The sequence below is a fragment of the Pseudomonas sp. PP3 genome (genome assembly GCF_905336995.1).
GTDB lineage: Bacteria > Pseudomonadota > Gammaproteobacteria > Pseudomonadales > Pseudomonadaceae > Aquipseudomonas > Aquipseudomonas reinekei.
The window spans coordinates 1,190,831-1,215,612 of the sequence record NZ_HG995459.1 but is presented as its reverse complement, the minus strand read 5'-3'; the positions used below and the strand labels follow the sequence as shown (position 1 = coordinate 1,215,612).

27 protein-coding genes are annotated in these 24,782 nt (G+C 58.3%); 18 read left to right on the top strand and 9 right to left on the bottom strand.

The annotated features are described in order from the left end of the window. The first annotated feature begins 151 nt into the window (after window positions 1–151). From metG to KHO07_RS05590, 8 genes are all read left to right on the top strand, one after another. Entirely contained in the window at window positions 152–2,203 is a 2,052-nt protein-coding gene (metG, locus tag KHO07_RS05625; RefSeq protein ID WP_212626659.1) for a methionine--tRNA ligase, read from the top strand. A 122-nt stretch (window positions 2,204–2,325) separates the two neighbouring features. Then, a complete protein-coding gene (locus KHO07_RS05620; protein WP_150733774.1) occupies window positions 2,326–2,895 on the top strand; it encodes an Rnf-Nqr domain containing protein in 570 nt (189 codons plus the stop codon). Then, window positions 2,892–3,914 (top strand): electron transport complex subunit RsxB, encoded by a 1,023-nt coding sequence (rsxB, locus tag KHO07_RS05615; protein ID WP_212626658.1) that lies wholly within the window; start codon window positions 2,892–2,894, stop codon window positions 3,912–3,914. The genes KHO07_RS05620 and rsxB overlap by 4 nt, the downstream gene beginning before the upstream one ends. Next, window positions 3,901–4,887, top strand: coding sequence for an RnfABCDGE type electron transport complex subunit D (locus tag KHO07_RS05610; RefSeq protein ID WP_212626657.1), 987 nt, complete (start codon window positions 3,901–3,903; stop codon window positions 4,885–4,887). The genes rsxB and KHO07_RS05610 overlap by 14 nt, the downstream gene beginning before the upstream one ends. Next, window positions 4,884–5,495 carry an RnfABCDGE type electron transport complex subunit G gene (locus tag KHO07_RS05605; RefSeq protein WP_212626656.1) on the top strand — a complete coding sequence of 204 codons (612 nt, stop codon included), beginning with the start codon at window positions 4,884–4,886 and terminating at the stop codon, window positions 5,493–5,495. The genes KHO07_RS05610 and KHO07_RS05605 overlap by 4 nt, the downstream gene beginning before the upstream one ends. After that, window positions 5,488–6,075, top strand: coding sequence for an Rnf-Nqr domain containing protein (locus tag KHO07_RS05600; protein ID WP_212626655.1), 588 nt, complete (start codon window positions 5,488–5,490; stop codon window positions 6,073–6,075). Before KHO07_RS05605 ends, KHO07_RS05600 begins: the two co-directional genes overlap by 8 nt. A 25-nt stretch (window positions 6,076–6,100) precedes the next feature. Next, window positions 6,101–6,739, top strand: a complete 639-nt coding sequence (gene nth, locus KHO07_RS05595) for an endonuclease III (RefSeq protein ID WP_056853596.1) — start codon at window positions 6,101–6,103, stop codon at window positions 6,737–6,739. A 106-nt stretch (window positions 6,740–6,845) separates the two neighbouring features. Beyond that, on the top strand, window positions 6,846–7,025 hold the full coding sequence (locus tag KHO07_RS05590) for a hypothetical protein (protein ID WP_075945530.1): 180 nt from the start codon (window positions 6,846–6,848) through the stop codon (window positions 7,023–7,025). A gap of 87 nt (window positions 7,026–7,112) precedes the next feature. On the opposite strand, the gene KHO07_RS05585 is transcribed toward KHO07_RS05590, so the two are convergent. Next, entirely contained in the window at window positions 7,113–7,739 is a 627-nt protein-coding gene (locus KHO07_RS05585) for a response regulator transcription factor (protein ID WP_056853598.1), read from the bottom strand. Window positions 7,740–7,895: 156 nt separating this feature from the next. Here KHO07_RS05585 and KHO07_RS05580 point away from each other — a divergent pair, with 156 nt between their 5' ends. Both KHO07_RS05580 and KHO07_RS05575 read left to right on the top strand, forming a co-directional pair. Next, window positions 7,896–8,258 carry a hypothetical protein gene (locus KHO07_RS05580; RefSeq protein ID WP_212626654.1) on the top strand — a complete coding sequence of 121 codons (363 nt, stop codon included), beginning with the start codon at window positions 7,896–7,898 and terminating at the stop codon, window positions 8,256–8,258. Between the two features lie 37 nt (window positions 8,259–8,295). Beyond that, a complete protein-coding gene (locus KHO07_RS05575; RefSeq protein WP_212626653.1) occupies window positions 8,296–8,940 on the top strand; it encodes a hypothetical protein in 645 nt (214 codons plus the stop codon). 150 nt (window positions 8,941–9,090) lie between these two features. Here KHO07_RS05575 and KHO07_RS05570 read toward each other — a convergent pair whose 3' ends face one another. Both KHO07_RS05570 and KHO07_RS05565 read right to left on the bottom strand, forming a co-directional pair. Further along, complete coding sequence (locus tag KHO07_RS05570) at window positions 9,091–10,308, bottom strand: argininosuccinate synthase (protein ID WP_007938916.1); 1,218 nt, start codon at window positions 10,306–10,308, stop codon at window positions 9,091–9,093. 129 nt (window positions 10,309–10,437) lie between these two features. Beyond that, a complete protein-coding gene (locus KHO07_RS05565) occupies window positions 10,438–11,343 on the bottom strand; it encodes an OmpA family protein (RefSeq protein ID WP_212626652.1) in 906 nt (301 codons plus the stop codon). A gap of 159 nt (window positions 11,344–11,502) precedes the next feature. Here KHO07_RS05565 and pyrC point away from each other — a divergent pair, with 159 nt between their 5' ends. Both pyrC and rnt read left to right on the top strand, forming a co-directional pair. Beyond that, complete coding sequence (gene pyrC, locus KHO07_RS05560) at window positions 11,503–12,549, top strand: dihydroorotase (RefSeq protein WP_150733782.1); 1,047 nt, start codon at window positions 11,503–11,505, stop codon at window positions 12,547–12,549. Next, window positions 12,546–13,223: a ribonuclease T gene (gene rnt / locus KHO07_RS05555; RefSeq protein ID WP_150733783.1), complete on the top strand. Its 678-nt coding sequence runs from the start codon at window positions 12,546–12,548 to the stop codon at window positions 13,221–13,223. The genes pyrC and rnt overlap by 4 nt, the downstream gene beginning before the upstream one ends. A 92-nt stretch (window positions 13,224–13,315) precedes the next feature. Here the strand turns inward: rnt and KHO07_RS05550 are convergent, their stop codons facing one another. Further along, on the bottom strand, window positions 13,316–13,918 hold the full coding sequence (locus KHO07_RS05550) for a peroxiredoxin C (protein ID WP_007971324.1): 603 nt from the start codon (window positions 13,916–13,918) through the stop codon (window positions 13,316–13,318). Between the two features lie 303 nt (window positions 13,919–14,221). Between KHO07_RS05550 and KHO07_RS05545 the strand changes: the two genes are divergently transcribed. Together KHO07_RS05545 and bfr are read left to right on the top strand one after the other, a co-directional pair. Beyond that, complete coding sequence (locus tag KHO07_RS05545; RefSeq protein WP_056853602.1) at window positions 14,222–14,440, top strand: bacterioferritin-associated ferredoxin; 219 nt, start codon at window positions 14,222–14,224, stop codon at window positions 14,438–14,440. A gap of 198 nt (window positions 14,441–14,638) precedes the next feature. Next, a complete protein-coding gene (gene bfr, locus KHO07_RS05540; protein ID WP_075945536.1) occupies window positions 14,639–15,115 on the top strand; it encodes a bacterioferritin in 477 nt (158 codons plus the stop codon). 105 nt (window positions 15,116–15,220) lie between these two features. On the opposite strand, the gene grxD is transcribed toward bfr, so the two are convergent. The 3 genes from grxD to KHO07_RS05525 form a co-directional block, all read right to left on the bottom strand. Beyond that, complete coding sequence (gene grxD, locus KHO07_RS05535; RefSeq protein WP_034149018.1) at window positions 15,221–15,562, bottom strand: Grx4 family monothiol glutaredoxin; 342 nt, start codon at window positions 15,560–15,562, stop codon at window positions 15,221–15,223. A 97-nt stretch (window positions 15,563–15,659) separates the two neighbouring features. After that, on the bottom strand, window positions 15,660–17,768 hold the full coding sequence (locus KHO07_RS05530) for a molybdopterin oxidoreductase family protein (protein WP_212626651.1): 2,109 nt from the start codon (window positions 17,766–17,768) through the stop codon (window positions 15,660–15,662). 134 nt (window positions 17,769–17,902) lie between these two features. Then, window positions 17,903–18,193 (bottom strand): hypothetical protein, encoded by a 291-nt coding sequence (locus KHO07_RS05525; RefSeq protein ID WP_150733785.1) that lies wholly within the window; start codon window positions 18,191–18,193, stop codon window positions 17,903–17,905. Window positions 18,194–18,600: 407 nt separating this feature from the next. Between KHO07_RS05525 and argF the strand changes: the two genes are divergently transcribed. Continuing rightward, window positions 18,601–19,521 carry an ornithine carbamoyltransferase gene (gene argF, locus KHO07_RS05520; RefSeq protein WP_056853607.1) on the top strand — a complete coding sequence of 307 codons (921 nt, stop codon included), beginning with the start codon at window positions 18,601–18,603 and terminating at the stop codon, window positions 19,519–19,521. Beyond that, window positions 19,518–20,627 carry an ABC transporter ATP-binding protein gene (locus KHO07_RS05515; RefSeq protein WP_212626650.1) on the top strand — a complete coding sequence of 370 codons (1,110 nt, stop codon included), beginning with the start codon at window positions 19,518–19,520 and terminating at the stop codon, window positions 20,625–20,627. Before argF ends, KHO07_RS05515 begins: the two co-directional genes overlap by 4 nt. 53 nt (window positions 20,628–20,680) lie before the next feature. Here the strand turns inward: KHO07_RS05515 and KHO07_RS05510 are convergent, their stop codons facing one another. Both KHO07_RS05510 and ybaK read right to left on the bottom strand, forming a co-directional pair. Further along, the gene (locus KHO07_RS05510; RefSeq protein WP_212626649.1) at window positions 20,681–21,463 is read right to left on the bottom strand and encodes a PhzF family phenazine biosynthesis protein; all 783 of its coding nucleotides are present in this window, start codon (window positions 21,461–21,463) and stop codon (window positions 20,681–20,683) included. A 19-nt stretch (window positions 21,464–21,482) separates the two neighbouring features. Next, window positions 21,483–21,953: a Cys-tRNA(Pro) deacylase gene (gene ybaK / locus KHO07_RS05505; protein ID WP_150733789.1), complete on the bottom strand. Its 471-nt coding sequence runs from the start codon at window positions 21,951–21,953 to the stop codon at window positions 21,483–21,485. Window positions 21,954–22,291: 338 nt separating this feature from the next. Between ybaK and KHO07_RS05500 the strand changes: the two genes are divergently transcribed. Further along, window positions 22,292–23,143 (top strand): MIP/aquaporin family protein, encoded by an 852-nt coding sequence (locus tag KHO07_RS05500; RefSeq protein ID WP_212626648.1) that lies wholly within the window; start codon window positions 22,292–22,294, stop codon window positions 23,141–23,143. A 75-nt stretch (window positions 23,144–23,218) separates the two neighbouring features. Continuing rightward, window positions 23,219–24,724, top strand: coding sequence for a glycerol kinase GlpK (glpK, locus tag KHO07_RS05495; protein WP_212626647.1), 1,506 nt, complete (start codon window positions 23,219–23,221; stop codon window positions 24,722–24,724). Window positions 24,725–24,782: the final 58 nt, after the last annotated feature.

The window sequence follows — 24,782 nt, the reverse complement described above, 5'->3', positions numbered from 1 at the left end:
GGCAACTCCGAAAACGGGACTGGGAAATATGGCGGGTATCCTACCTCTTCTGTCTTCCGGACGGCATGTCCGGCAACGATTTGCAGGGGTGAAATATCTTTCCCGGCGCTTTATAGTGGCCGACCTCCGTTTCATCAAGTAGCCGAGCCCCATGTCCGAGCCACGCAAGATCCTCGTCACCAGCGCCCTGCCCTATGCCAATGGTTCGATCCACCTTGGCCATATGCTGGAATACATCCAGACCGATATGTGGGTGCGCTTCCAGAAGCACCGCGGCAACCAATGCATTTATGTCTGCGCTGACGACGCCCACGGTTCGGCGATCATGCTGCGCGCGGAAAAAGAAGGCATCACCCCGGAACAACTGATCGCCAACGTCCAGGCTGAACACAGCGCCGACTTTGCCGACTTCCTGGTGGACTTCGACAATTTCCACTCCACTCACGCCGAAGAAAACCGTGAGCTGTCGAGCCAGATCTACCTGAAACTGCGTGACGCCGGGCACATCGCCCAACGCTCGATCACTCAGTATTTCGACCCGGAAAAGAAAATGTTCCTGGCCGACCGCTTCATCAAGGGCACCTGCCCGAAATGCGGTACCGAAGACCAGTACGGCGACAACTGCGAAAAATGCGGTGCGACCTACGCACCGACCGACCTGAAAGATCCGAAGTCGGCGATTTCCGGCGCCACCCCGGTGCTCAAGGATTCCCAGCACTTCTTCTTCAAATTGCCGGACTTCCAGGAAATGCTGCAAACCTGGACCCGCAGCGGCACCCTGCAAGACGCCGTGGCTAACAAGATCGCCGAATGGCTGGACGCCGGCCTTCAACAGTGGGACATCTCCCGCGATGCGCCGTACTTCGGCTTTGAAATTCCGGGCGAGCCTGGCAAGTACTTCTATGTATGGCTGGACGCGCCAATCGGCTACATGGCGAGCTTCAAGAACCTGTGCAACCGCACGCCGGAGCTGGACTTCGACGCGTTCTGGGGCAAGGATTCCACCGCCGAGCTGTACCACTTCATCGGCAAGGACATCGTCAACTTCCACGCCCTGTTCTGGCCAGCGATGCTCGAAGGCGCGGGCTACCGCAAGCCGACCGGCATCAACGTGCACGGCTACCTGACCGTCAACGGCCAGAAAATGTCCAAGTCCCGTGGCACCTTCATCAAGGCCCGGACTTACCTTGATCACCTGTCGCCGGAATATCTGCGCTACTACTACGCGGCCAAACTGGGCCGTGGCGTCGACGACCTCGACCTGAACCTCGAAGACTTCGTGCAGAAGGTCAACTCTGACCTGGTCGGCAAAGTCGTCAACATCGCCAGTCGTTGCGCCGGTTTCATCAATAAAGGCAATGCTGGCGTGATGGTCGACACCAACGCCGCACCGGAGCTGACCGAAGCCTTCCTGGCCGCCGCGCCAAGCATCGCCGACGCCTATGAAGCCCGCGACTTCGCCCGCGCCATGCGCGAGATCATGGGCCTGGCCGACCGCGCCAACGCGTGGATCGCCGACAAGGCACCGTGGTCGCTGAACAAACAGGAAGGCAAGCAGGATGAAGTCCAGGCGATCTGCGCCACGGGCGTCAACCTGTTCCGTCAACTGGTGATCTTCCTCAAGCCGGTGCTGCCGCTTCTGGCTGCCGATGCCGAGGCGTTCCTCAACGTTGCGCCGCTGACCTGGAACGACCACGCGACCTTGCTCGCCAACCATCAGTTGAACGAGTTCAAGCCGCTGATGACCCGTATCGATCCGGTGAAAGTGCAAGCCATGACCGACGCTTCGAAAGAAGACCTGACCGCCAGCCAGACCGACACCAGCGCAGCCGCACCGGCCGGCAATGGCGAACTGGCCAAGGATCCGCTGTCGCCGGAAATCGACTTCGACACCTTTGCCGCCGTCGACCTGCGTGTCGCCCTGATCGTCAAGGCCGAACACGTGGAAGGCGCCGACAAGCTGCTGCGCCTGACCCTGGACATCGGTGACGAGCAACGCAACGTGTTCTCCGGGATCAAGAGCGCTTATCCGGACCCGTCCAGGCTCGATGGTCGCCTGACCATGATGATCGCCAACCTCAAGCCACGGAAAATGAAGTTCGGCATCTCCGAAGGCATGGTGATGGCGGCCGGTCCTGGCGGTGAAGAAATCTACCTGCTCAGCCCCGACAGCGGCGCCAAGCCAGGTCAGCGCATCAAGTAAATTCTCGTGCTGAACCGATCCCACAGTCGTGCCTGGCGCGGCTGTGGGATTTTCATGTCTGGCCCATACTATCCCTCAGATGTGGCGCCTACAGGGTTATCCGGCATCGGATATGGACGATCATGACCGAAATGCTTTTGACGCTTATCAGTGCAGCCCTGATCAACAACCTCGTGTTGCACTGGCCGCTGGGCGTCGATCCGCTGGTGGGCAGCGAGCGCCGACAGGTTCACGCACTGGGCATCGCGACGACCTGCCTGATGCTGATCGCAGGCGTGTCCGGCTATGCGCTGTTCCACTGGCTGCTGGTGCCGTTGGACCTGACGTCCCTGCGTCTGTTCGTGTTTCTGCCGCTGAGCGTGCTGTTGATCAGCCCCCTGCTCAAACTGCTCGCGCGGTTGCTGCCCAAGCTTTCCTTCGACGGCCTGTGGCTGCTGATGGCGGGCAATGCCGGCGTCCTGGGCGTGACGCTGTTCAACGCTCAGGACGACAACGGCTTCTTCCATGCCATGGCCCTGAGCCTGGGTGCGGGCCTGGGTTTCTGGCTGGTGTTGAGTCTTTTCAACGATCTGCGCCAGCGCACACTCGATAACGATGTTCCCCTGCCCTTTCGCGGCTTGCCGATCGATCTGATCGGCGCCGGACTGATCGCAGTGGCTTTTCTCGGATTCAGCGGACTGATCAAAACATGAGTCTGATTCAAAGCATCGACGCCCTCCTGCCGCAGACTCAATGCGGCAAGTGTGGCCATCCCGGATGCAAACCGTACGCCGAGGGCATCGCCAGCGGCGAGCCGATCAACAAGTGCCCACCGGGCGGCAGCGAAACCATCAACGCCCTGGCCCAACTGCTGGACGTGCCGGTGCTGGAACTGGACGTGAGCCGTGGTTCGGCTCCGGCGCAGATTGCCTATATTCGCGAAGCCGAATGCATTGGCTGCACCAAGTGCATCCAGGCGTGTCCCGTCGATGCAATCGTCGGCGCGGCGAAACTGATGCACACGGTGATCGTCGACGAATGCACCGGTTGCGATCTTTGCGTGGCGCCGTGCCCGGTCGATTGCATCGAAATGCGCCCGTTGCCCATGGCCACGGTCCTGCCGATTGTGGGGGGGCTGGCATTCAGCCTTGAGCAACAAAGCGCCCGGACCATCAAGCGCGATCATGCACGTCGCCGGTTCGAACAGCGCAACGCCCGTTTGCAACGTGAAGAAGAACAGAAAGCAGCCGACCGCCAGGCACGCTTGCAGCGAGCGCCGCACCCCATTGAACCGACACTCGACCCGGTGCAAGCGGCCCTTGAACGCGTCCGCGCCCAGAAAGCGGCGAATGCCGATGCGGCGCTGAAAAAAGCCAAGATCGATGTCGCGATGAGCCGGGCTCAATTGCACAAATCGCTGAAAGCCTTCGGCCATCCGCCAACCTTTGAACAGCAATCGCAACTCATCGTCCTGCAACAGCAGTTCGAGGCGGCGGAACGGACCCTGGCGCAGCTGGAGAGCGTCGCACCGCCGCCCCCTGTGCAGGTCCCGGCAACTCCGGCAGCTCCGACCAGGGACGCCGAGTTGAAACGGGCAAAAATCCAGCTGGCCATGCGCCGCGCGGAACTGAAAAAAGCTCAAAACAGCGAAGCATCCGCCGAACAGCTCGAAACCCTGCAACGTGCACTCAGCGAGGCCGAACGTCAGGTGGAAGCCTATGCCATCCCTTGAGTCAGTTGACGATCGCCTGCAGCAGGCGATGAAACTGGTACTGCTGGCCACCCTGCCGGGAACACTGATGATGTTCTGGCTGTATGGTTGGGGCGTGTTGATCAATCTGATCCTGGCCGGCGTCGCAGTACTGGCGGTCGAGGCGGCGGTGCTACGGTTGCGCCAGCGCCCCCTCAGGGCAAGCCTGAGTGACGGCAGCGCTTTAGTCAGCGCGACCCTGCTGGCCCTCGCTCTGCCTCCCTATTGTCCATGGTGGCTGCCCCTCAGTGCTGCCGCGTTCGCGATGGTGTTCGGCAAGCATTTGTATGGCGGTGTCGGATCAAATCCGTTCAATCCGGCGATGCTTGGTTTTGCGCTGGTGATGGTGACCTTTCCTCAACACATGACCCATTGGCCGTCATCCCACGGGATGGATCTAATGAGTGGTTTGCAACAGATCTTTGGCTTCGGACAGACACCCGACGCGTGGGTCCGCGCCACGGCGCTGGACAGCCTGCGGATCAATAAAAGCCTGACGATGGACGAACTGTTTTCGGCGAACCCGGCGTTTGGTCACTTTGGCGGTCGCGGTGTGGAATGGGTAAACCTGGCGTTTCTTGCCGGTGGTGCATTTCTACTGCAACGAAAAGTATTCAGCTGGCATGCACCGGTTGGCATGCTGGCGAGCCTGTTCATTATCAGCCTGCTGTGCTGGAACGGGACGGGCTCCGACTCCCACGGCTCACCGCTGTTTCACCTGCTCAGCGGTGCAACCATGCTGGGGGCATTTTTCATTGTGACGGAACCGGTATCCGGCGCGAAAAGCCCCGTAGCGCGCCTGTTGTTCGGCATCGGCGTCGGGCTGCTGACATACCTGATTCGCACATGGGGTGGCTATCCGGACGGCGTGGCCTTTGCCGTGTTGTTGATGAACCTCTGCGTCCCCGCGCTGGAGAGGTTTGCTGTCGCCAGACAGGAGCACAGCGCAGCATGAATCGTGCGTCGAGCATTGCGATCCTGATTTTGCTGGGCGTGTTTGGCGCAGGCCTGACCTATCTCGCACAACACAGCAGCGCGCCGCGTATCGCCGCCGAGCAGCGCTTGATCGACAGTCGCAACCTGCTTGACCTGCTCCCCCCCGACAGCTACGACAATCAGCCTCTGGATCAGCCGCTAACGCTCGAAAACACCGCGCTGGGCAACAGCACCCTGCTGGCTGGCTATCGAGCGACAAAGGCCGGCCAACCCTTTGCCGTATTGCTGCGCAGCCAGACTCCGGGCTACGCAGGAGCCATCGATCTGCTGATTGCCATCGACGCAAACGCCAGGTTGATCGGTGTCAAAACCCTCAAGCAAACGGAAACCCCAGGGCTCGGTGCGCGAATCGCCGACTGGCCCAACACCTGGCTGCAATCCTTTACCGGCAAATCTCGTTCCGATCCTGACGATAAAAGCTGGGCCTTGAAAAAGGATCGCGGACAATTCGATCAGATGGCGGGAGCGACCATCACCTCCAGAGCGGTGATCAACGCCACCCACGACGCACTGCGCTACTTTGATGATCATCGGCAACAACTGCTCGGGAGCGCGCCCCATGAGTAAATCATCATTACTGCCGTGCTCATTGATGCTGACGCCACTCATTGGCGCCACCGGTTCTCTGGTGAATGCACTGGGCCTGTGGCTGATGTTCGTTGGGGTGATTACCGCGTTCGGCCTGGTCATGAATGCCTTGCGCCCACGCTTGCTTGCGGCGACACGTTTGTGGGCAAGCGTTTTGCTCGCGGCGACGCTGACCAGTTGTGCAGAACTCGGCGCGCAAGCGTGGTCGCTGCAATGGCATCAGCAGACAGGCATCTATGCCGCGTTGCTCGCGTTGCAATGTGTGGTGCTGGAGCAAAACGAGTTCTTTCAGAACAGCTGGCGAGCCCGCCTGCGTTTGTATGGGCTGTTCGGTGGCTTGATGGTGGGCCTGGGCCTGCTGCGTGAGCTCATGGGATACGGGACACTTGGCAATCACCTGGCATGGTTGCTGGCTTCGACGCAAGCACAATGGCAGGGCTGGGTGCTGACCGCCGACGGCGCTTTACGTCTGGCTACACTGACCCCCGGCGGCTTTATTCTCCTGGGACTGCTGATTGCCGCATGGCAAGCCTGGCATCGCCCGACACCTTCACACTGACCGCCTTCGAGGAAACGCACTGCCCATGAATGCTGCAAAACGTCTGGAAATATTTCGCAGGCTGCATGAAGACAACCCGGAACCAAAGACCGAACTGGCTTACTCCTCACCGTTCGAATTGCTGATCGCGGTCATTCTTTCGGCGCAATCGACCGATGTCGGGGTTAACAAAGCCACGGCAAAACTGTTTCCGGTCGCCAACACCCCTGCCGCGATCCACGCGCTGGGCGTTGAAGGGTTGTCGGAGTACATCAAGACCATCGGCCTGTTCAACAGCAAGGCGAAAAACGTCATCGAGACCTGCCGTTTGCTGGTCGAACGCCATGCAGGTGAAGTGCCGCAAACCCGAGAGGAACTGGAAGCCTTGCCCGGCGTAGGCCGCAAGACTGCCAACGTTGTGCTCAATACTGCATTCCGGCAGCTGACCATGGCGGTGGACACCCATATTTTCCGGGTCAGCAACCGCACCGGCATTGCGCCTGGCAAGAATGTCGTTGAGGTCGAACACAAGCTGATGAAGTTCGTGCCCAAACAGTACCTGCTCGATTCCCATCACTGGCTGATCCTGCACGGGCGCTACGTCTGCCTGGCCCGCAAGCCTCGCTGCGGCAGCTGCCGTATCGAAGACTTGTGCGAATACAAGCACAAGACCTCGGACGATTGAGGTTCTATTAGGTTTATTGATTCATCGATTGAAAAAATCTTTTTTACCCGCCAGAGGATTGTCGATATAAGGAGCGCCAAAGGCCTTCTTAGCCTGGAGTAACTAAATGAGCACTGGCAAAGAGCAATTGGACATAGAAGACGACTTCACTCCCGTTGAGGCTGATGACGCCGAGCCGGTGGTCGAAGTAGCCAAAACCAACCTGAGCAAACGCCGCACCATCGACAATCTGCTGGAGGAGCGCCGACTGCAAAAGCAATTGGCCGATTACGATTTTGACTTATGACATCTAAAAGCCTCCCGAAACGGAGGCTTTTTACTTTGTGCTGAACCGTGATAAGTGCCCGCTTATCGTGCATCGTCAATACCGGGATCAGACAAGTCCATTGCGCTGAGCCAGCTCGATCAGGTCGACCAAAGAGCGTGCGTTCAGCTTTAACAAAAGCCGTGTCTTGTAAGTACTCACGGTTTTGTTGCTGAGGAACATTCCATCGGCAATCTCCTTGTTGGTCTTGCCTCTGGCCAACTGTTGCAGAACCATCATCTCCCGCCCCGACAGGCGATCGACCATGTCGGCTTCACTGGCGTTCCCCAGACTGGCTCGCACGGTGTGCAACGCTTGATTGGGAAAGTAACTGTAACCCGACAGCACTGCCTTTATTGCACTGAGCAACTCCGTCAGGTCCTGCTGTTTGCAAACATACCCTGCGGCGCCGGATTGCATGCATCGCATGGAGAAATGCCCAGGTGCCTGAGAGGTCAATATCAAGACTTTCATCGGCAGTGCGGCCGAACTCAATCGCGCGATAACTTCCAGGCCATCGAGTTTCGGTATTCCAATATCCAGAATGACAATATCCGGCATCTGTTCACGGGCAAGTTGTAATGCATCCACGCCATTGTCTGTTTCAGCAACGACTTCGTAGCCATGACGTTCCATCAGCATACGTACCGCAAGACGAATGACGGGGTGATCATCCACGATCAGCACTTTATTCATGGGCAAGTCCAATTTTCGCTGTTCGAATTTTTAGAGCCAGCACAATAGCCTAGTCGTTTCCCCCATGGCATGCCGCGCCCCCCGGACATCTACAGCGAAAGACATTCCCTACAAACATCGCGGATTAGTCCTACAAAAAACCCTCGAACTCTGCGGTTGGAAAACTGTATCAGCGCCGAGCACGCCCGTTTTCACGGTGTTTTTTTGTTTCAATTTACAACAAATAACAGCGACATCTCCCTCGTGTTACACCCGGCACACTACCTGAACTCCATTTCCCTCCCTGAAAGTAACAACCACTTTCAATACCCATCGCTGACAAGAGAAATATCACACAACAAGTTCAACTCACTCTTACAGAAAAAAACAGAACTTGAGCAATCATTAAAAACAGGACACCCAAAAAACACAAACAGGGTATATTTTGATAAATCCGGAAAACAAGGAGCAATGGACAAAACAGCAACCCAACTAAAAAAGCAACCACGCCTCAACAACAACAAACCACAAAAACCTTAACCATTAGAGAAAAGACAAATCAAAATGAGTAAAAAACATGAAAAAACCCAAAGAAAAAATTGTAAACCCCATCACCGTTATCGCGATATTCGCAACCTTGTCTGAAACTTCGGCAGCGATTACATTACCCTTCTTGGATAACAAGGAAAGGGAAGTCTACATATGGTTTTTAATTTCCTTCCCTTTTTATTTACTACTTCTTTTCTTTGCCACACTCAACTTCAACTACCGGTCGCTGTACGCACCTTCCGACTATGAAAAAGGCGAACACTTCATAGAGGTTCTGGGTGATATGGAACACCGGGAAAATGAATCAGCGGATGTTCGTGCGGCCTCCGGCCACCCTACCGCACAGGCTCCACCGGACGAGAACGCCACCCGGATGGATTTCCTTGGCGAACAAGGTGTTCAGTTGCCCGAATCAGCAAGCGATCTGCGCATCATTGATGCACGCCATATTCACAAAAGGTCCGAACTCAGCGCCTTGTGCCCGGAAATACAAAAAACGCGCGAAAAACAACTTCACGTAATCTTATTGATCGCAGACACAAAATCGGAAAAATGGCTCAAGGAAAGCGCATTCAACCTGTCCAGACAGGCAAGCAAACGCAGCAGCGCTACTTTTTTTGCTATTTACAATTTGAGTTCACAGAAAGTGACAGTCATCAAAAGTTGCCACTGACGTACACCACTCGACGGTGATGTCACGGAGGGAGGTAACCAGCAGGTAACGAAAAAATCGTGTTTTTGAACGATCAGTTGGAACAAGCCTTTTTTAAATTTGTGGCCTCCTCATTGAGGAGGCCACAAATCCATTACCGGCTCAAAGGTCTCAGAACAGCTTGCGACCCTTGTTCGCCGCAATGCGCATGCGCAGGGCGTTGAGCTTGATGAAGCCTGCCGCGTCGGCCTGGTTGTAGGCGCCGCCATCTTCTTCGAAGGTGGCAATGTTGGCGTCGAACAGCGACTCATCGGACTTGCGACCGGTGACGATCACGTTGCCCTTGTACAGCTTCAGGCGAACGACACCGTTCACGTGAGCCTGGGATGCATCGATCATCTGTTGCAGCATCAGACGCTCAGGGCTCCACCAGTAACCGGTGTAGATCAGGCTGGCGTACTTGGGCATCAGCTCGTCTTTGAGGTGAGCGACTTCGCGGTCCAGGGTGATCGACTCGATCGCACGGTGAGCGCGCAGCATGATGGTGCCGCCAGGGGTTTCGTAGCAACCACGGGATTTCATGCCCACGTAACGGTTCTCGACGATGTCGAGACGACCGATGCCGTGTTCGCCACCGATACGGTTCAGCGTCGCCAGCACGGTGGCCGGGGTCATTTCGACGCCGTCCAGTGCCACGATGTCGCCGTTGCGGTAGGTCAGTTCCAAGTACTGCGGCTTGTCAGGAGCGTTCTCCGGGGAGACGGTCCAGCGCCACATGTCTTCTTCGTGCTCGGTCCAGGTGTCTTCCAGCACGCCGCCTTCATAGGAGATGTGCAGCAGGTTGGCATCCATCGAGTACGGGGATTTTTTCTTGCCGTGGCGTTCGATAGGGATTGCATGCTTCTCGGCATAATCCATCAGCTTCTCGCGGGACAGCAGGTCCCACTCGCGCCATGGAGCAATCACTTTCACACCTGGCTTCAAGGCGTACGCGCCCAGTTCGAAACGAACCTGGTCGTTGCCTTTGCCGGTGGCGCCGTGGGAAATGGCGTCAGCGCCGGTTTCGTTGGCGATTTCAATCAGACGCTTGGCGATCAGCGGACGTGCGATGGAAGTACCCAGCAGGTACTCGCCTTCGTAAACGGTATTGGCGCGGAACATCGGGAATACGAAATCGCGTACGAACTCTTCGCGCAGGTCGTCGATGTAGATTTCTTTGACGCCCATGGCCTGAGCCTTGGCGCGTGCAGGTTCGACCTCTTCGCCCTGACCCAGGTCAGCGGTGAAGGTCACCACTTCACAGTTATAAGTATCCTGCAGCCACTTGAGGATCACCGAAGTGTCCAGGCCGCCGGAATACGCCAGAACGACCTTGTTTACGTCCGCCATGCCATCACTCCACGGGGTTCTACGGAAAGCCGAGAAGTCTACCGCTCATGCAGGATAATTTACAGTGGCGCGACAGCTTATGACGACGAAGCGACAGATTATGTCGAGAGCGCGACGATGACCGATAAGTCAGGAAGTTGCCGAAGTGGCCGGTTTTGCGGCTTGAGGCGCCACTTGCTCGGGAGGCGCGCCGCGCTCCAGGCGTATGGCCACACGACGGTTTTTCGATCGGTTGGCGTTGTTGATATTGGGCGCCAGCGGATATCGCTCGCCATGGAAGCGCATAGTGATCTGCGATTCCAGAATCCCGTTGGCCTTGAAAAACTCCATGACAGCCAGGGCGCGGCGCCGCGACAGGTCGCGATTGGTCAGGCGGTTACCGCTGTTGTCGGAATGGCCGTCGAGTTCAATATGGTTAACCGTCGGATCAGCCTTCATGTACTCCAGCATCACCTGCAGCTTGGCTTTTGCCGCCGCATCCAGATCTATACCGCCGCCAGGGAAGCCGATTTCCGATTGTTTCACCTGATCGAAATTCTGCGGCAACAACTTGGCCACACAGCCCTGATAATCGGCGAATGCCTTGTTGAACCTGACCGGCAACAAGCGCACTTCCGATACCCGGCCATCCCCCGAAGAATGCCGCACCACCGGGCTGCGACCGTCAATCAGGCCGCTGATCAGCCGTCCGGCCTGCGCTTGCGAACTGTTGAACAGCAAGTTGCCGCTGCCGATCCGCACGGAGCCGAGATTGATGTCACCACGCCCCGGCTGCCACGGCGCAGCCGCCGCCAACAACGTGGCCGAGCCACCACCCAGCATCGCGTTAGAGGCATTCAGACGAAACGTCGCCTGCTCGCCGGCGCGGCGCACGAATTGTCCCGAACCGAAATCGGTGATCGGCTGGGTCAACCGGCACTCGAACTTGTCACCTTCGACCGTCCACTCAATGCTCTCCAGACGTGTCTGGAAAGTGATGGCCATCGCAGGAAGGCTGGCAAACACACTGAGCAAGGCTAAATAACGCTGGCGCACGGGAGGCTCCACTGGCTTCGACAACTAAAAGACCGACACACAGATGTTTACGGCATACCTGTTGGATATCGGAAGCTTCCTGCAAAACTTGATAGCGAGTGCCTGCAAGAGTCTTTTCCGGTAGCATTCCCCTCAGTTTGACCCGCCTGGAATCCCCTCATGTCCGACCGCCTGACCCTGCTGCGTCCCGACGACTGGCACATTCATCTTCGCGATGGTGCCGTGTTGACCAATACCGTTGCGGATGTCGCGCGCACCTTTGGTCGCGCCATCATCATGCCTAACCTGGTCCCTCCGGTCCGCAATGCGGCTGAAGCCGACGGCTATCGCCAGCGGATTCTCGCTGCCCGCCCGGCTGGCAGCCCGTTCGAACCGCTGATGGTCCTGTACCTCACCGACCGCACCCTGCCTGAGGAAATTCGCGAGGCCAAGGCCAGCGGTTTCGTTCACGCCGCCAAGCTGTACCCGGCCGGCGCGACCACCAACTCGGACTCTGGCGTCACCAGCATCGACAAGATTTTCCCGGCAATCGAGGCCATGGCCGAAGTCGGGATGCCGTTGTTGATCCACGGTGAGGTCACCCGCGGCGATGTCGACGTCTTCGACCGCGAAAAAATCTTCATCGATGAGCACATGCGTCGCGTGGTCGAGCGTTTCCCGACGCTCAAAGTGGTGTTCGAGCACATCACCACCGCTGACGCCGTGCAGTTCGTCAACTCGGCCCCGGCCAACGTTGGCGCGACCATCACCGCGCATCACCTGCTGTACAACCGCAACCACATGCTGGTGGGCGGGATTCGGCCGCACTTCTATTGCCTGCCGATCCTCAAGCGCAACACGCACCAGGAAGCCCTGCTCGACGCCGCCACCAGCGGCAGCGAGAAGTTCTTCCTCGGTACCGATTCGGCGCCCCACGCCCAGCATGCAAAGGAAGCCGCCTGCGGTTGCGCCGGCTGCTACACCGCCTATGCGGCGATCGAGATGTACGCTGAAGCGTTCGAACAGCGCAATGCGCTGGACAAGCTCGAAGCCTTCGCCAGCCTCAACGGCCCACGTTTCTACGGCCTGCCGGCAAACACAGATCGCATCACCCTGGTCCGCGAAGAATGGACTGCCCCGACCAGCCTGCCGTTTGGCGAGCTGACCGTTATCCCGCTGCGCGCCGGTGAAAAACTGCGCTGGCGCCTGCTGGAGGAACACGCGTGAGTGAAGACCATTTCGACGACGAACAGGAAGGTCAAGGCGGTGGCGGCGGTTCCCGTCACCCAATGGCCGCACGGTTTCGTGGCTACCTGCCCGTTGTCGTCGACGTAGAAACCGGTGGCTTCAACTCGGCCACCGACGCCCTGCTGGAAATCGCCGCGACCACCATCGCCATGGATGAAAAGGGTTTTGTTTACCCGGATCACACCTACTTCTTCCGGGTCGAGCCTTTTGAAGGCGCGAACGTCGAGGCGGCGGCGCTGGAGTTCACCGGAATCAAGCTCGATCACCCACTGCGCATGGCGGTGAGTGAAGAAACAGCCCTGAACGACATCTTCCGTGGCGTGCGCAAGGCGCTCAAGGCCAACGGCTGCAAGCGGGCGATTCTGGTCGGGCACAACAGCAGCTTCGACCTGGGCTTCCTCAACGCCGCCGTCGCGCGTATGGACATGAAGCGCAATCCGTTTCACCCATTCTCCAGCTTCGACACGGCGACCCTCGCCGGTCTGGCCTACGGTCAAACCGTGCTGGCCAAGGCTTGCCAGGCAGCGGATATCGACTTCGACGGTCGCGAGGCTCACTCGGCTCGCTATGACACCGAGAAGACGGCCGAGCTGTTCTGCGGCATCGTCAATCGCTGGAAGCAAATGGGCGGCTGGGAAGATTTCGACGATTGATCCGGGTGCCACCCTGCTCCTACAGGGTTCCATCCAGATTCCACCCATAAAAAAACCGGCCCTGAGGCCGGTTTTTTTACCTGGAGCGTGCCTTACAGTGCGGCAGCGTGCTCGGTCAGGTAAGCAGCAACGCCTTCTGGCGAAGCGTTCATGCCTTTGTCGCCTTTTTTCCAGTTCGCAGGGCAAACTTCGCCGTGCTCTTCGTGGAATTGCAGAGCGTCGACCAGACGCAGCAGCTCTTCCATGTTACGGCCCAGCGGCAGGTCGTTGATGATCTGCGAACGGACAACGCCTTTGTCGTCGATCAGGAACGCGCCACGGAATGCAACGCCGTCAGCGGACTGAACGTCGTAAGCCTTCATGATTTCCTGCTTGATGTCGGCAGCCATGGTGTAACGGACTTCGCCGATACCGCCATTGTTGACCGGGGTGTTGCGCCAGGCGTTGTGGGTGAAGTGCGAGTCGATCGAAACCGCGACCACTTCAACGTTGCGTGCCTTGAACTCAGACATGCGGTTGTCCAGAGCGATCAGCTCCGACGGGCAAACGAAGGTGAAGTCCAGTGGGTAGAAGAACACCAGGCCGTATTTGCCTTTGATGGCCGACGACAGGGTGAAGCTGTCTACGATTTCGCCATTGCCGAGTACAGCCGGTACGGTGAAGTCAGGGGCTTGTTTGCCTACGAGTACGCTCATTGGATATCTCCTGGTGTAGAAACGTGAAAAACAAGGTTTGCGCCAGCCTGCCACCCTCAAGCGACAGCCCTGTGACACAAATCCGTTGCGCAAAGACCGGCCATCATACACTGCGTGTTTGGCCTGTCCTCAACGGTTTTTCCCGCAGAGGTAAAATCGCTGCAACAAAATCAGCTCCGGCGCGGGCAAGGAAAACCGTTCGTCAGGCTTGAGGAAATGCCCCCTCAAAGCACTTTGACAATCATTCTCGTTAACATTAAGATCCATCGCATTCGAGACATAAACAAGCGACGGTCTTCTCTTATGTATGTTTGCCTCTGCACTGGCGTCACCGACGGTAAAATCCGCGATGCGATCTATGAAGGATGCTGCAGTTACAAAGAAGTCCGTTTGGCCACCGGCGTTGCCAGTCAATGCGGCAAATGTGCCTGCCTTGCCAAGGAAGTGGTTCGTGAAACCTTGATGGAACTGCAAACCGCACAGGCTGCGATTCCTTTTCCTGCTGAATTTACAGCCGCCTGAATACCCTATTTCAAAGAACCGGACTCATGTCCGGTTTTTTTATACCTTGAAATCAACTAGTTAGACTCAAGACGCGGAACACAAACATTCTTATTCCGATTAATTTTCATATATTATTCAATAACTTAGGTTTGACACTCTTAGTTGTGCGGCTCAAACTCTGCCTTATAGACAGTTAATACAGGGCAGGACCCCATCATGAAAGGCGACATTACAGTCATCCAGCATCTCAACAAGATCCTTGCCAATGAGCTGGTCGCGATCAACCAGTACTTTCTGCACGCGCGGATGTATGAGGATTGGGGTCTGAACAAGCTCGGCAAACACGAGTACCACGAATCCATCGACGAGATGAAGCACGCGGACAAGCTGATCAAGCGCATCCTGTTCCTCGAAGGCCTGCCCAACGTGCAGGACCTGGGCAAGCTGCATATCGGCGAGCACACCAAGGAAATGCTTGAGTGCGACCTGCGTATCGAGAAAACCGGCCATGCCGATCTCAAGCTAGCCATCGCGCATTGCGAGAAAGTTGGCGACTTCGGTAGCCGTGAACTGCTCGAAGACATCCTTGAGTCCGAAGAAGAACATATCGACTGGCTGGAAACCCAACTGGGCCTGATCGACAAGATTGGTCTGGAAAACTATCTGCAATCGCAGATGGGCGAAGACGAGTAAGAGTCCAATAAAAAGCCCCGCCCCTCTTTCGAGTGGCGGGGCTTTTTAGTTGCTGAAGATCAAAAGATCGCAGCCTTCGGTAGCTCCCACAGGGGAGCTCGCGAATCAGGCTTCGCTTTTGTTGGCAGCAGCAGCTTCAACAGCAGCCTTGATGGTGGTTTGAAGCGAACCGTCTGCAGCCATCTCGGTCATGATGTCGCTGCCGCCGACCAACTCACCACCGACCCACAGTTGCGGGAAGGTTGGCCAGTTGGCGTATTTTGGCAGGTTGGCGCGGATTTCCGGGTTCTGCAGGATGTCCACGTACGCAAACTTTTCGCCACATGCCATCACGGCCTGCGCGGCTTTAGCGGAGAAGCCGCACTGCGGGGCATTCGGCGAGCCTTTCATGTAAAGCAGAATGGTGTTGTTGGCAATCTGCTCTTTAATCGTTTCGATGATATCCATGGAGCACCTCGGCTGAACTTTCCGACTCATGGGTCGGCACGGTGGCGCATTGTAACGGAAAGCCGAGCGCGCTGCTCGGTCTCTCCGTCAGATACGATCAGGCAGCCGCCACAGTCACCGGAACGCCATTGAGCGCTGCGTTGCCGGACAACTCATCGAGCTGACACTCGTCAGTCAGGTCGTTGGCACTGGACCCCGGCTGGCCACTGGCAATGGTCATTTGCACGCCCGGGCGCGCATGACCCCAACCGTGCGGAAGACTGACCACGCCTTTCATCATATCCAGGCTTCCGAGTACTTCCACCTCGATCACCCCGACCCGTGAACTGACCCGCACACGTTGCCCGTCACTCAAGCCCCGGCTGGCCAGGTCATCGGGGTGCATCAACAGCTGATGGCGCGGTTTGCCCTTCACCAGACGATGATAGTTGTGCATCCACGAATTGTTACTTCGCACATGGCGACGGCCGATCATCAGCAACTCATCAGCCGCCGGCGCCTGGAGTGCGGCAAAGCGCGTCAGATCGGCAAGAATCGCGGCAGGTGCAGCTTGAACCCGCTGATTGGCGGTTTTAAGACGTGGCGCCAGATTGGCTTTCAACGCGCCCAGATCAACGCCGTGAGGATGATCGAACAGCGTCGCCAGCGACAGTTTTTGCTCCGATGCGTCGCCGTACTGGCCCATGCGTAATCCACGATCGATCATCTGCGCCGGCGCGATCGTCGGTTTCAGCTCCTTGCCGGTCTTCGCGGCAAAGGCCTTGGCCAGCCCGACGAAAATCTCCCAGTCATGCAGCGCGCCTTCGGGTTTGGGCAGAATCGCCCGATTGAAGCGACTGACATTGCGCACGGCAAACATGTTGAAGGTCGTATCGTAGTGATCGTTTTCCAGTGCCGAAGTGGACGGCAGGATCAGGTCGGCGTAGCGCGTGGTTTCATTAATGTACAGGTCGACACTGACCATGAATTCCAGGCCATCCAGCGCCTGCTCCAGCTGTCGCCCATTGGGCGTCGACAACACGGGATTACCCGCCACGGTGATCAGTGCGCGAACCTGCCCTTCCCCTTCGGTAAGCATTTCTTCGGCCAACGCCGACACCGGCAGCTCGCCGGCGTACTCCGGACGACCGGAAACCCGGCTCTGCCACAGATTGAAATGCCCGCCCGAGGTCGAGGCCACCAGGTCCACCGCCGGCTCAGTGCACAACGCCCCCCCCACGCGATCGAGGTTACCGGAGACCAGGTTGATCAACTGCACCAGCCAGTGACAAAGCGTGCCGAACGCCTGGGTCGAAACGCCCATGCGACCGTAGCAAACCGCGCTTGGCGCAGCAGCGAAGTCCCGTGCCAGTTGGCGGATCTGTTCGGCCGGCACCGCGCACAACGGGCTCATGGACTCGGCGCTGAATGTCGCGATTGCCCCGCGCACCTCGTCCAGACCGTCCACAGGCAAGTGACTGTCGCGGGTCAGGCCTTCCGCGAACAACGTATTGAGCAGGCCAAACAACAACGCCGCATCGCCGCCAGGGCGCACAAACAGATGCTGATCGGCGATCGCCGCCGTTTCGCTGCGTCGCGGATCGACCACCACCACTTTGCCGCCCCTGGCCTGAATGGCTTTCAAGCGTTTTTCAACATCGGGCACGGTCATGATGCTGCCGTTGGAGGCCAGCGGATTACCGCCGAGGATCAACATGAAGTCGGTGTGATCGATGTCCGGAATCGGCAGCAACAAACCGTGGCCGTACATCAAATGGCTGGTCAGGTGATGAGGCAGTTGGTCAACCGACGTCGCGGAAAACCGGTTGCGGGTTTTCAGCAGGCCGAGAAAGTAGTTGCTGTGGGTCATCAGCCCGTAATTGTGCACGCTGGGGTTTCCCTGATAAACCGCCACCGCGTTTTGCCCATGTCGTTCCTGGATCGCTGCCAGCCGCTCGGCGACAAGATCGAAGGCGTCCTCCCACTCGATCGGCTGCCACTCACTGCCCACCCGCCGCATCGGTTGATGCAGGCGATCGGGATCATTCTGGATATCTTGCAGGGCGACTGCCTTGGGGCAGATGTGTCCGCGACTGAACGTATCCAGCGGATCCCCCTTGATCGAGGTGATCTGCAGGTTGCCGGCTTCGGCCTCGGTGGTTTCGATGGTCAAGCCGCAGATGGCTTCACACAGGTGGCACGCACGGTGATGGAGAGTCTTGGTCATGGCCAGTCTCTGTCTTGTTCTGGGCGGGCAATGTCGGCCGCGGGAACAAAACTATGGCGCCTGCCCAGCGACCACGCCAGCGACGTTCGTCTTGTGAATCGCTGACCATCAGGCCAGCCGATGGCCGTTGTCGATCAGCTCGACGGTAGCCTCGGAGGCACCTGCGACTGGATTTCCTGGAGGGTTTCAATCTGCTCGTGGGCGACATGCACCCCGGTCAACTCGCCAATCAGCCGCCAGTGCTCGTCCAGCCCGGTACTGATGGTGGCCATCCGGTCGATCATCCGCCGACCGGCGTCCCGGGTCACCGGGTCGCTGCTACGCAGCAATTCGAAAGACATCGAGGTCATCGACGCGGTCAGGTGTGTCAGGGAGCGGGCTGTGAGGCCGAGTAATTCCATTAGCTGCTGTTCTTTCGATTCCATTGCGGTGGCTTCCTGCGTCGCTCGTGATTTATTTATAACCCAGCACTTTGCATTAGCAAATATTTCAGATCAGACGCACCCCGCTGAAACGCCGCGAATATCGGGTCGTAAACCGACCACTGATACGCCATCCGCGCCCCGCTTGATTGCCAAGCTGCGCAGGCGCGGTGTACAAATGCCTCGCTGCTGTCAGGAAACAGGCTTCAAAAGCGCTACTGCGGTCACCCCGTAGCCCCTCTGAAATCCCCTAAAAACCGTAGCCCTATTGGTAAGACGCGACATTTAATTATAAGATCGCGCCTTCCCCTATTTCGTCGCCCCGTGCGGCTTACGCCGCAGGTCTCGCCCGTTGTTCCGTTAAACAAGGCTTTGAGCATCTGCGGTTTGTAGCAAAAAGGTAGTCAATGATGAGCGCAAGGCACTTTCTCTCCCTGATGGATTGCACGCCCGAAGAGCTGGTCAGCGTGATCCGTCGAGGCGTTGAGCTCAAAGACCTGCGTAACCGCGGTGTACTGTTCGAGCCTCTGAAAAACCGCGTGCTCGGGATGATTTTCGAGAAATCCTCGACCCGCACCCGCATTTCCTTTGAAGCCGGCATGATCCAGCTCGGCGGCCAGGCGATTTTCCTGTCGCCCCGCGACACCCAACTGGGCCGTGGCGAGCCGATCGGCGACTGCGCGATCGTCATGTCGAGCATGCTCGATGCGGTGATGATCCGCACCTTTGCCCACAGCAACCTGACCGAGTTTGCCGCCAACTCGCGCGTGCCGGTGATCAACGGCCTGTCCGACGACCTGCATCCGTGCCAACTGCTGGCCGACATGCAGACGTTCCTCGAACACCGCGGCTCCATCCAGGGCAAGACCGTGGCCTGGATCGGCGACGGCAACAACATGTGCAACAGCTATATAGAAGCGGCGATCCAGTTCGACTTCCAGCTGCGCGTTGCCTGCCCGGAAGGCTACGAGCCCAATCCCGAATTCGTGGCCAAGGCCGGGGACCGGGTCACCATCGTTCGCGATCCGCAGGATGCCGTGCGCGGCGCCCATCTGGTGAGCACTGATGTCTGGACCTCCATGGGCCAGGAAGAAGAAACCGCCAAGCGCCTTCAGCTGTTCGCCCCTTACCAGGTCAACCGCGCGCTGCTCGACCTGGCCGCGCCGGACGTGCTTTTCATGCATTGCCTGCCCGCTCACCGTGGCGAAGAAATCAGTGTCGACCTGCTCGACGACGCGCGTTCGGTCGCCTGGGATCAAGCAGAGAACCGCCTGCATGCACAAAAGGCCCTGCTCGAGTTTCTCGTCGAGCCGGCGTACCACCACGCATGAGCCAGCCATTACTGCTAAACCTGCGCAACCTCGCCTGCGGTTATCAAGACCAGCGGGTGGTGCAAAACCTCAACCTGCATTTGAACGCCGGTGACATCGGTTGCCTGCTCGGCTCTTCCGGTTGCGGCAAGACCACCACACTGCGCGCCATTGCCGGTTTCGAGCCGGTGCATGAAGGTGACATCCAGCTGGCGGGCGAGACGATCTCCAGTGCCGGCTTCACCCTTGCGCCGGAGAAACGCCGGATCGGCATGGTGTTCCAGGACTACGCTCTGTTTCCACACCTGAGCGTGGCCGACAACATCGCCTTCGGCATTCGCAAGCATCCGCAAAAGGATCGCGTCACCGAAGAGCTGCTGGAACTGGTCAACCTCAAAGGCCTCGGCAAGCGCTTCCCCCACGAGCTTTCCGGTGGTCAGCAGCAACGTGTCGCACTGGCCCGCGCCCTGGCGCCGGAGCCGCAATTGCTGTTGCTCGACGAACCGTTCTCCAACCTCGATGGCGAATTGCGCCGCAAGCTCAGCCACGAGGTGCGCGACATCCTCAAGGCCCGTGGCACCAGCGCGATTTTGGTGACCCACGATCAGGAAGAAGCCTTCGCCGTCAGCGATCACGTCGGCGTATTCAAGGAAGGTCGACTGGAGCAGTGGGATACGCCCTACAACCTCTATCACGAACCTCTGACGCCCTACGTGGCCAGCTTCATCGGCCAGGGTTACTTCATACGTGGTCAATTGAGCAGCCCGGAGTCGGTGCAAACCGAACTGGGCGAGTTGCGCGGTAACCGGGCCTACACCTGGCCGGTGGGTGGCGCAGTGGACGTGTTGCTGCGTCCGGACGACATCGTATATGCGCCCGACAGTGCATTAAAGGTGCGGATCGTGGGCAAGTCGTTCCAGGGCGCCTCAACGCTCTATCGCCTGCAACTGCCAACCGGCACGCAACTGGAATCGATCTTCCCGAGCCATGTCGATCATCTGATTGGCGCCGAGGTCGGCGTACGTGTCGCGGCGGAACACCTGGTGCTGTTCCAGGCGAGCGGAAGCATGGCGGCGCAGATTCCTGCCGTAGAAGCTGGCGTTCGGCGCTACAGCACCGCTCACTGATCAACATTCTCCCTGTGGGAGCGAGCCTGCTCGCTCCCACAGGAAACTCGTCGTTAGCCGAGCATCAGCGTTCCACTGGCGACAAGCGTCGCATTCCCGCCAATTTTCACCCGCTCCCCTTCCAGCCGACAAAACAACTCCCCACCCCGCGCCGAACATTGATACGCCGTCAAACTCGACTTGCTCAACCGCGCAGCCCAGTACGGAATCAGGCTGCAATGGGTCGATCCCGTCACCGGGTCTTCGTTGATGCCAATCGCCGGTGCGAAGTAGCGCGAGACGAAATCGTGCTTGCTGCCCCGGGCGGTCACGATGGCGCCCAGCCATGGCAGTTTTGCCAATGCGGCCATGTCCGGTTTGCAATCGAGCACAGCCTGCTCGGATTCCAGCACCACGAACAGTTCATTCGAACCCCGCACATCGACCGCCTCCACGCCGAGGGCACGCTCGACATCGAGGGTCACGCCCACCTCTGACGGGGTGATCGCCGGGAAATCCAGCCACAAACGCCCACCCTCGCGGCTGACGCTCAGCGGGCCTGACTTGCAGGTGAAGTCCAGTCGCTCGACCGGCTCCTTGTAGATTTCGAACAAAACATAGGCACTGGCCAGGGTCGCGTGACCACACAGCGGGACTTCGGTGGTCGGGGTAAACCAGCGGATGTGCCAACCCTGGCCTTCACGTACCACGAAGGCGGTTTCGGCCAGATTGTGCTCGGCAGCGATTTTCTGCATCAACTCATCGGCGAGCCACGCATCCAACCGATAAACCATCGCCGGGTTGCCACCGAATGGCCGATCACTGAACGCGTCGACCTGATGAAACTCAAGCTGCATGAGACTTCTCCTTTGACGTTCAGGCGCGGCCGATATCGGCAAATTTCGCCTGGGTATGTTCGGCGAGCACGGCGGGAGACAATTCGACTTCCAGACCACGTCGGCCAGCGCTGACAAAAATGCTCGCGAAGGGTTGGGCCGAATTATCTATAAAGGTGCGCAAACGCTTTTTTTGCCCCAGCGGACTGATCCCGCCCAACAGATAACCCGTCGAACGTTGCGCTGCGGCGGGGTCTGCCATTTCGACTTTTTTCACCCCGGCGGCGTGAGCCAGACCTTTCAAGTCCAGACTGCCGACAACCGGTACCACCGCCACCAGCAGCTCGCCTTTCTCGCTGGCCGCGAGCAAGGTCTTGAACACCTGCGCCGGGTCCAGGCCGAGTTTTTCTGCAGCTTCAAGCCCATAGGACGCTGCCTTCGGGTCATGTTCGTAACTGTGCACTCGGTGTTCGGCCCGAACCTTTTTCAGCAAATCCAATGCGGGGGTCATGACAGCTCCAGACTGGGCGGCAGTAGAAAAATCCTGCGCCGGATTCTAGGACATTGATCCGTAAAAGGCTCTAACCCGGCACCATTGAACAGGTTTACGCCCTTGGTCAGCCGCAATCATTCACCGAACTAATAGTTTATTTGTGACCAATGGTTCACTTTCGACCTTTGACAGCGGCGTTTCTTGTCTATATTTTTTCGTTTATGAAACTGCTCGAAAAGTCTTACCGCATGGCCCAGCTGTAAACCGGGAACAGGATGGGGATTCTGCCTCGGGGAAAAACGCGCTCTGACCATGATGGGAGGAAAGCGCCAGACAAGAAAAAAAATGAGGTTTCAATGACAACTGCTTTACAACAACCGTCGCTCTCGAGCCAATGCATGGCCGAGTTTCTGGGCACCGCGCTTCTGATCTTTTTTGGTACCGGTTGCGTCGCCGCGCTCAAGGTCGCGGGCGCCAGCTTTGGCTTGTGGGAAATCAGCATCATCTGGGGCGTTGGCGTCAGCATGGCGATCTACCTGACTGCCGGGGTTTCCGGAGCTCACCTCAATCCAGCCGTCAGCATCGCACTGAGCATTTTTGCCGACTTCGAAAAGCGCAAACTGCCCTTCTATATTTTCGCCCAGGTCGCTGGCGCCTTCTGCGGCGCGCTGTTGGTGTACACGCTGTACAGCAACCTGTTCTTCGATTTCGAACAAACTCACCATATGGTTCGCGGTGCCGAAGCCAGCCTTGAGCTGGCATCGGTGTTTTCCACGTTCCCCAATCCGAGCCTGTCCACGGCGCAAGCATTTCTGGTCGAGGTGATCATCACCGCCATCCTGATGGGCGTGATCATGTCGCTGACCGACGATAACAACGGCCTGCCCAATGGCCCGCTGGCGCCGATCCTGATCGGGTTGCTGATTGCGGTGATCGGCAGTTCGATGGGGCCGTTGACCGGTTTCGCGATGAACCCTGCACGCGACTTCGGCCCGAAACTGATGACATTTTTCACCGGCTGGGGTGAGATTTCCCTTACCGGGGGACGCGACATCCCCTACTTCCTGATTCCGATATTTGCCCCGATCGTCGGCGCCTGCCTCGGTGCCGCGGCCTATCGCGGAATCATCGCTCGGCATCTGCCCGGCGCCGCACCTGCTACAAAGGACGCCACAACGGCCATTGACGGCAAACCAGGAATTTCTTGATACCGTTGGCGCATGATCCTGCCGAAAAGATCGCGCGCCAGACCTCACCCCCTTATTTCGTCCAAGGCAATCGACATGACCGACTCTCAGAATAAGAACTACATCATTGCCCTCGATCAGGGTACGACCAGCTCCCGCGCGATCATTTTCGACCGTGACGCCAACGTGGTCTGCACCGCTCAACGGGAGTTCGCGCAGCACTACCCGCAAGCCGGCTGGGTCGAGCATGACCCGATGGAAATCTTCGCCACCCAGAGCGCGGTGATGGTCGAGGCACTGGCGCAAGCCGGCCTGCATCACGATCAGGTCGCGGCCATCGGTATCACCAATCAGCGTGAAACCACCGTGGTCTGGGACAAGAACACCGGACGCCCGGTCTACAACGCCATCGTCTGGCAGTGCCGACGCAGCACCGAGATCTGCCAGCAGCTGAAACGCGATGGCCACGAACAATACATCAGCGATACCACGGGCCTGGTCACCGACCCGTACTTCTCCGGCACCAAGCTCAAGTGGATTCTCGACAATGTCGAAGGCAGCCGTGAGCGTGCACGCAACGGCGAGCTGTTGTTCGGCACCGTCGACAGCTGGCTGATCTGGAAATTTACCGGCGGCAAAGTGCACGTCACTGACTACACCAACGCCTCGCGCACCATGCTTTTCAACATCCACACCCTGGAGTGGGATGCGAAGATGCTGGAGGTGCTGGATATCCCGCGCGAAATGTTGCCGGAAGTGAAATCGTCGTCGGAAATCTACGGCCGCACCAAAAGCGGCATCGCCATCGGCGGTATCGCCGGCGACCAGCAAGCCGCATTGTTCGGCCAAATGTGTGTCGAAGCCGGTCAGGCCAAAAACACCTACGGCACCGGTTGCTTCCTGTTGATGAACACCGGCGACAAAGCCGTCAAATCCAACCACGGCATGCTCACCACCATTGCCTGCGGCCCGCGCGGCGAAGTGGCCTATGCGCTGGAAGGCGCGGTGTTCAACGGCGGTTCCACCGTGCAATGGCTGCGGGACGAGTTGAAGATCATCAACGACGCTCACGACACCGAATACTTCGCCAACAAGGTCAAGGACAGCAACGGCGTGTACCTGGTCCCGGCCTTCACCGGCCTGGGTGCTCCGTACTGGGACCCGTATGCCCGAGGCGCATTGTTCGGCCTGACCCGCGGTGTCCGCGTGGATCACATCATCCGCGCGGCGCTCGAGTCGATTGCCTACCAGACCCGCGACGTACTCGATGCCATGCAGCAGGACGCCGGCGAACGCCTCAAAGCCTTGCGCGTGGATGGTGGTGCGGTGGCGAACAACTTCCTCATGCAGTTCCAGGCCGACATCCTCGGCACGCAAGTCGAGCGTCCGCAAATGCGCGAAACCACGGCACTGGGTGCTGCCTACCTGGCGGGCCTGGCGTGTGGTTTCTGGGGCAGCCTGGACGAGTTGCGCGGCAAGGCCGTGATCGAGCGCAAATTCGAACCGACCCTGGACGAAGCGGCGAAGGAAAAGCTCTACGCCGGCTGGAAAAAAGCCGTCAGCCGCACCCGCGATTGGGAGCCACAGGAAGGGGCTGAATAAGCCAATACCCAGACGCGTATCTGGTTGTAACTGGCAGGGAGCGGATTCCTGCGGCATC

Bases quoted from the DNA above. Each gene is read 5' to 3' on its own strand.
- KHO07_RS05500 (WP_212626648.1), top strand. From the start codon at position 22,292: ATGACAACTGCTTTACAACAACCGTCGCTCTCGAGCCAATGCATGGCC.
- KHO07_RS05570 (WP_007938916.1), bottom strand. From the start codon at position 10,308: ATGGCGGACGTAAACAAGGTCGTTCTGGCGTATTCCGGCGGCCTGGAC.
- grxD (WP_034149018.1), bottom strand. From the start codon at position 15,562: ATGGATATCATCGAAACGATTAAAGAGCAGATTGCCAACAACACCATT.
- KHO07_RS05545 (WP_056853602.1), top strand. From the start codon at position 14,222: ATGTATGTTTGCCTCTGCACTGGCGTCACCGACGGTAAAATCCGCGAT.
- metG (WP_212626659.1), top strand. From the start codon at position 152: ATGTCCGAGCCACGCAAGATCCTCGTCACCAGCGCCCTGCCCTATGCC.
- nth (WP_056853596.1), top strand. From the start codon at position 6,101: ATGAATGCTGCAAAACGTCTGGAAATATTTCGCAGGCTGCATGAAGAC.
- argF (WP_056853607.1), top strand. From the start codon at position 18,601: ATGAGCGCAAGGCACTTTCTCTCCCTGATGGATTGCACGCCCGAAGAG.
- bfr (WP_075945536.1), top strand. From the start codon at position 14,639: ATGAAAGGCGACATTACAGTCATCCAGCATCTCAACAAGATCCTTGCC.
- rsxB (WP_212626658.1), top strand. From the start codon at position 2,892: ATGAGTCTGATTCAAAGCATCGACGCCCTCCTGCCGCAGACTCAATGC.
- KHO07_RS05600 (WP_212626655.1), top strand. From the start codon at position 5,488: ATGAGTAAATCATCATTACTGCCGTGCTCATTGATGCTGACGCCACTC.
- KHO07_RS05530 (WP_212626651.1), bottom strand. From the start codon at position 17,768: ATGACCAAGACTCTCCATCACCGTGCGTGCCACCTGTGTGAAGCCATC.
- KHO07_RS05585 (WP_056853598.1), bottom strand. From the start codon at position 7,739: ATGAATAAAGTGCTGATCGTGGATGATCACCCCGTCATTCGTCTTGCG.
- glpK (WP_212626647.1), top strand. From the start codon at position 23,219: ATGACCGACTCTCAGAATAAGAACTACATCATTGCCCTCGATCAGGGT.
- KHO07_RS05605 (WP_212626656.1), top strand. From the start codon at position 4,884: ATGAATCGTGCGTCGAGCATTGCGATCCTGATTTTGCTGGGCGTGTTT.
- KHO07_RS05510 (WP_212626649.1), bottom strand. From the start codon at position 21,463: ATGCAGCTTGAGTTTCATCAGGTCGACGCGTTCAGTGATCGGCCATTC.
- KHO07_RS05525 (WP_150733785.1), bottom strand. From the start codon at position 18,193: ATGGAATCGAAAGAACAGCAGCTAATGGAATTACTCGGCCTCACAGCC.
- ybaK (WP_150733789.1), bottom strand. From the start codon at position 21,953: ATGACCCCCGCATTGGATTTGCTGAAAAAGGTTCGGGCCGAACACCGA.
- KHO07_RS05590 (WP_075945530.1), top strand. From the start codon at position 6,846: ATGAGCACTGGCAAAGAGCAATTGGACATAGAAGACGACTTCACTCCC.
- KHO07_RS05515 (WP_212626650.1), top strand. From the start codon at position 19,518: ATGAGCCAGCCATTACTGCTAAACCTGCGCAACCTCGCCTGCGGTTAT.
- pyrC (WP_150733782.1), top strand. From the start codon at position 11,503: ATGTCCGACCGCCTGACCCTGCTGCGTCCCGACGACTGGCACATTCAT.
- KHO07_RS05620 (WP_150733774.1), top strand. From the start codon at position 2,326: ATGACCGAAATGCTTTTGACGCTTATCAGTGCAGCCCTGATCAACAAC.
- KHO07_RS05610 (WP_212626657.1), top strand. From the start codon at position 3,901: ATGCCATCCCTTGAGTCAGTTGACGATCGCCTGCAGCAGGCGATGAAA.
- KHO07_RS05575 (WP_212626653.1), top strand. From the start codon at position 8,296: ATGAAAAAACCCAAAGAAAAAATTGTAAACCCCATCACCGTTATCGCG.
- KHO07_RS05550 (WP_007971324.1), bottom strand. From the start codon at position 13,918: ATGAGCGTACTCGTAGGCAAACAAGCCCCTGACTTCACCGTACCGGCT.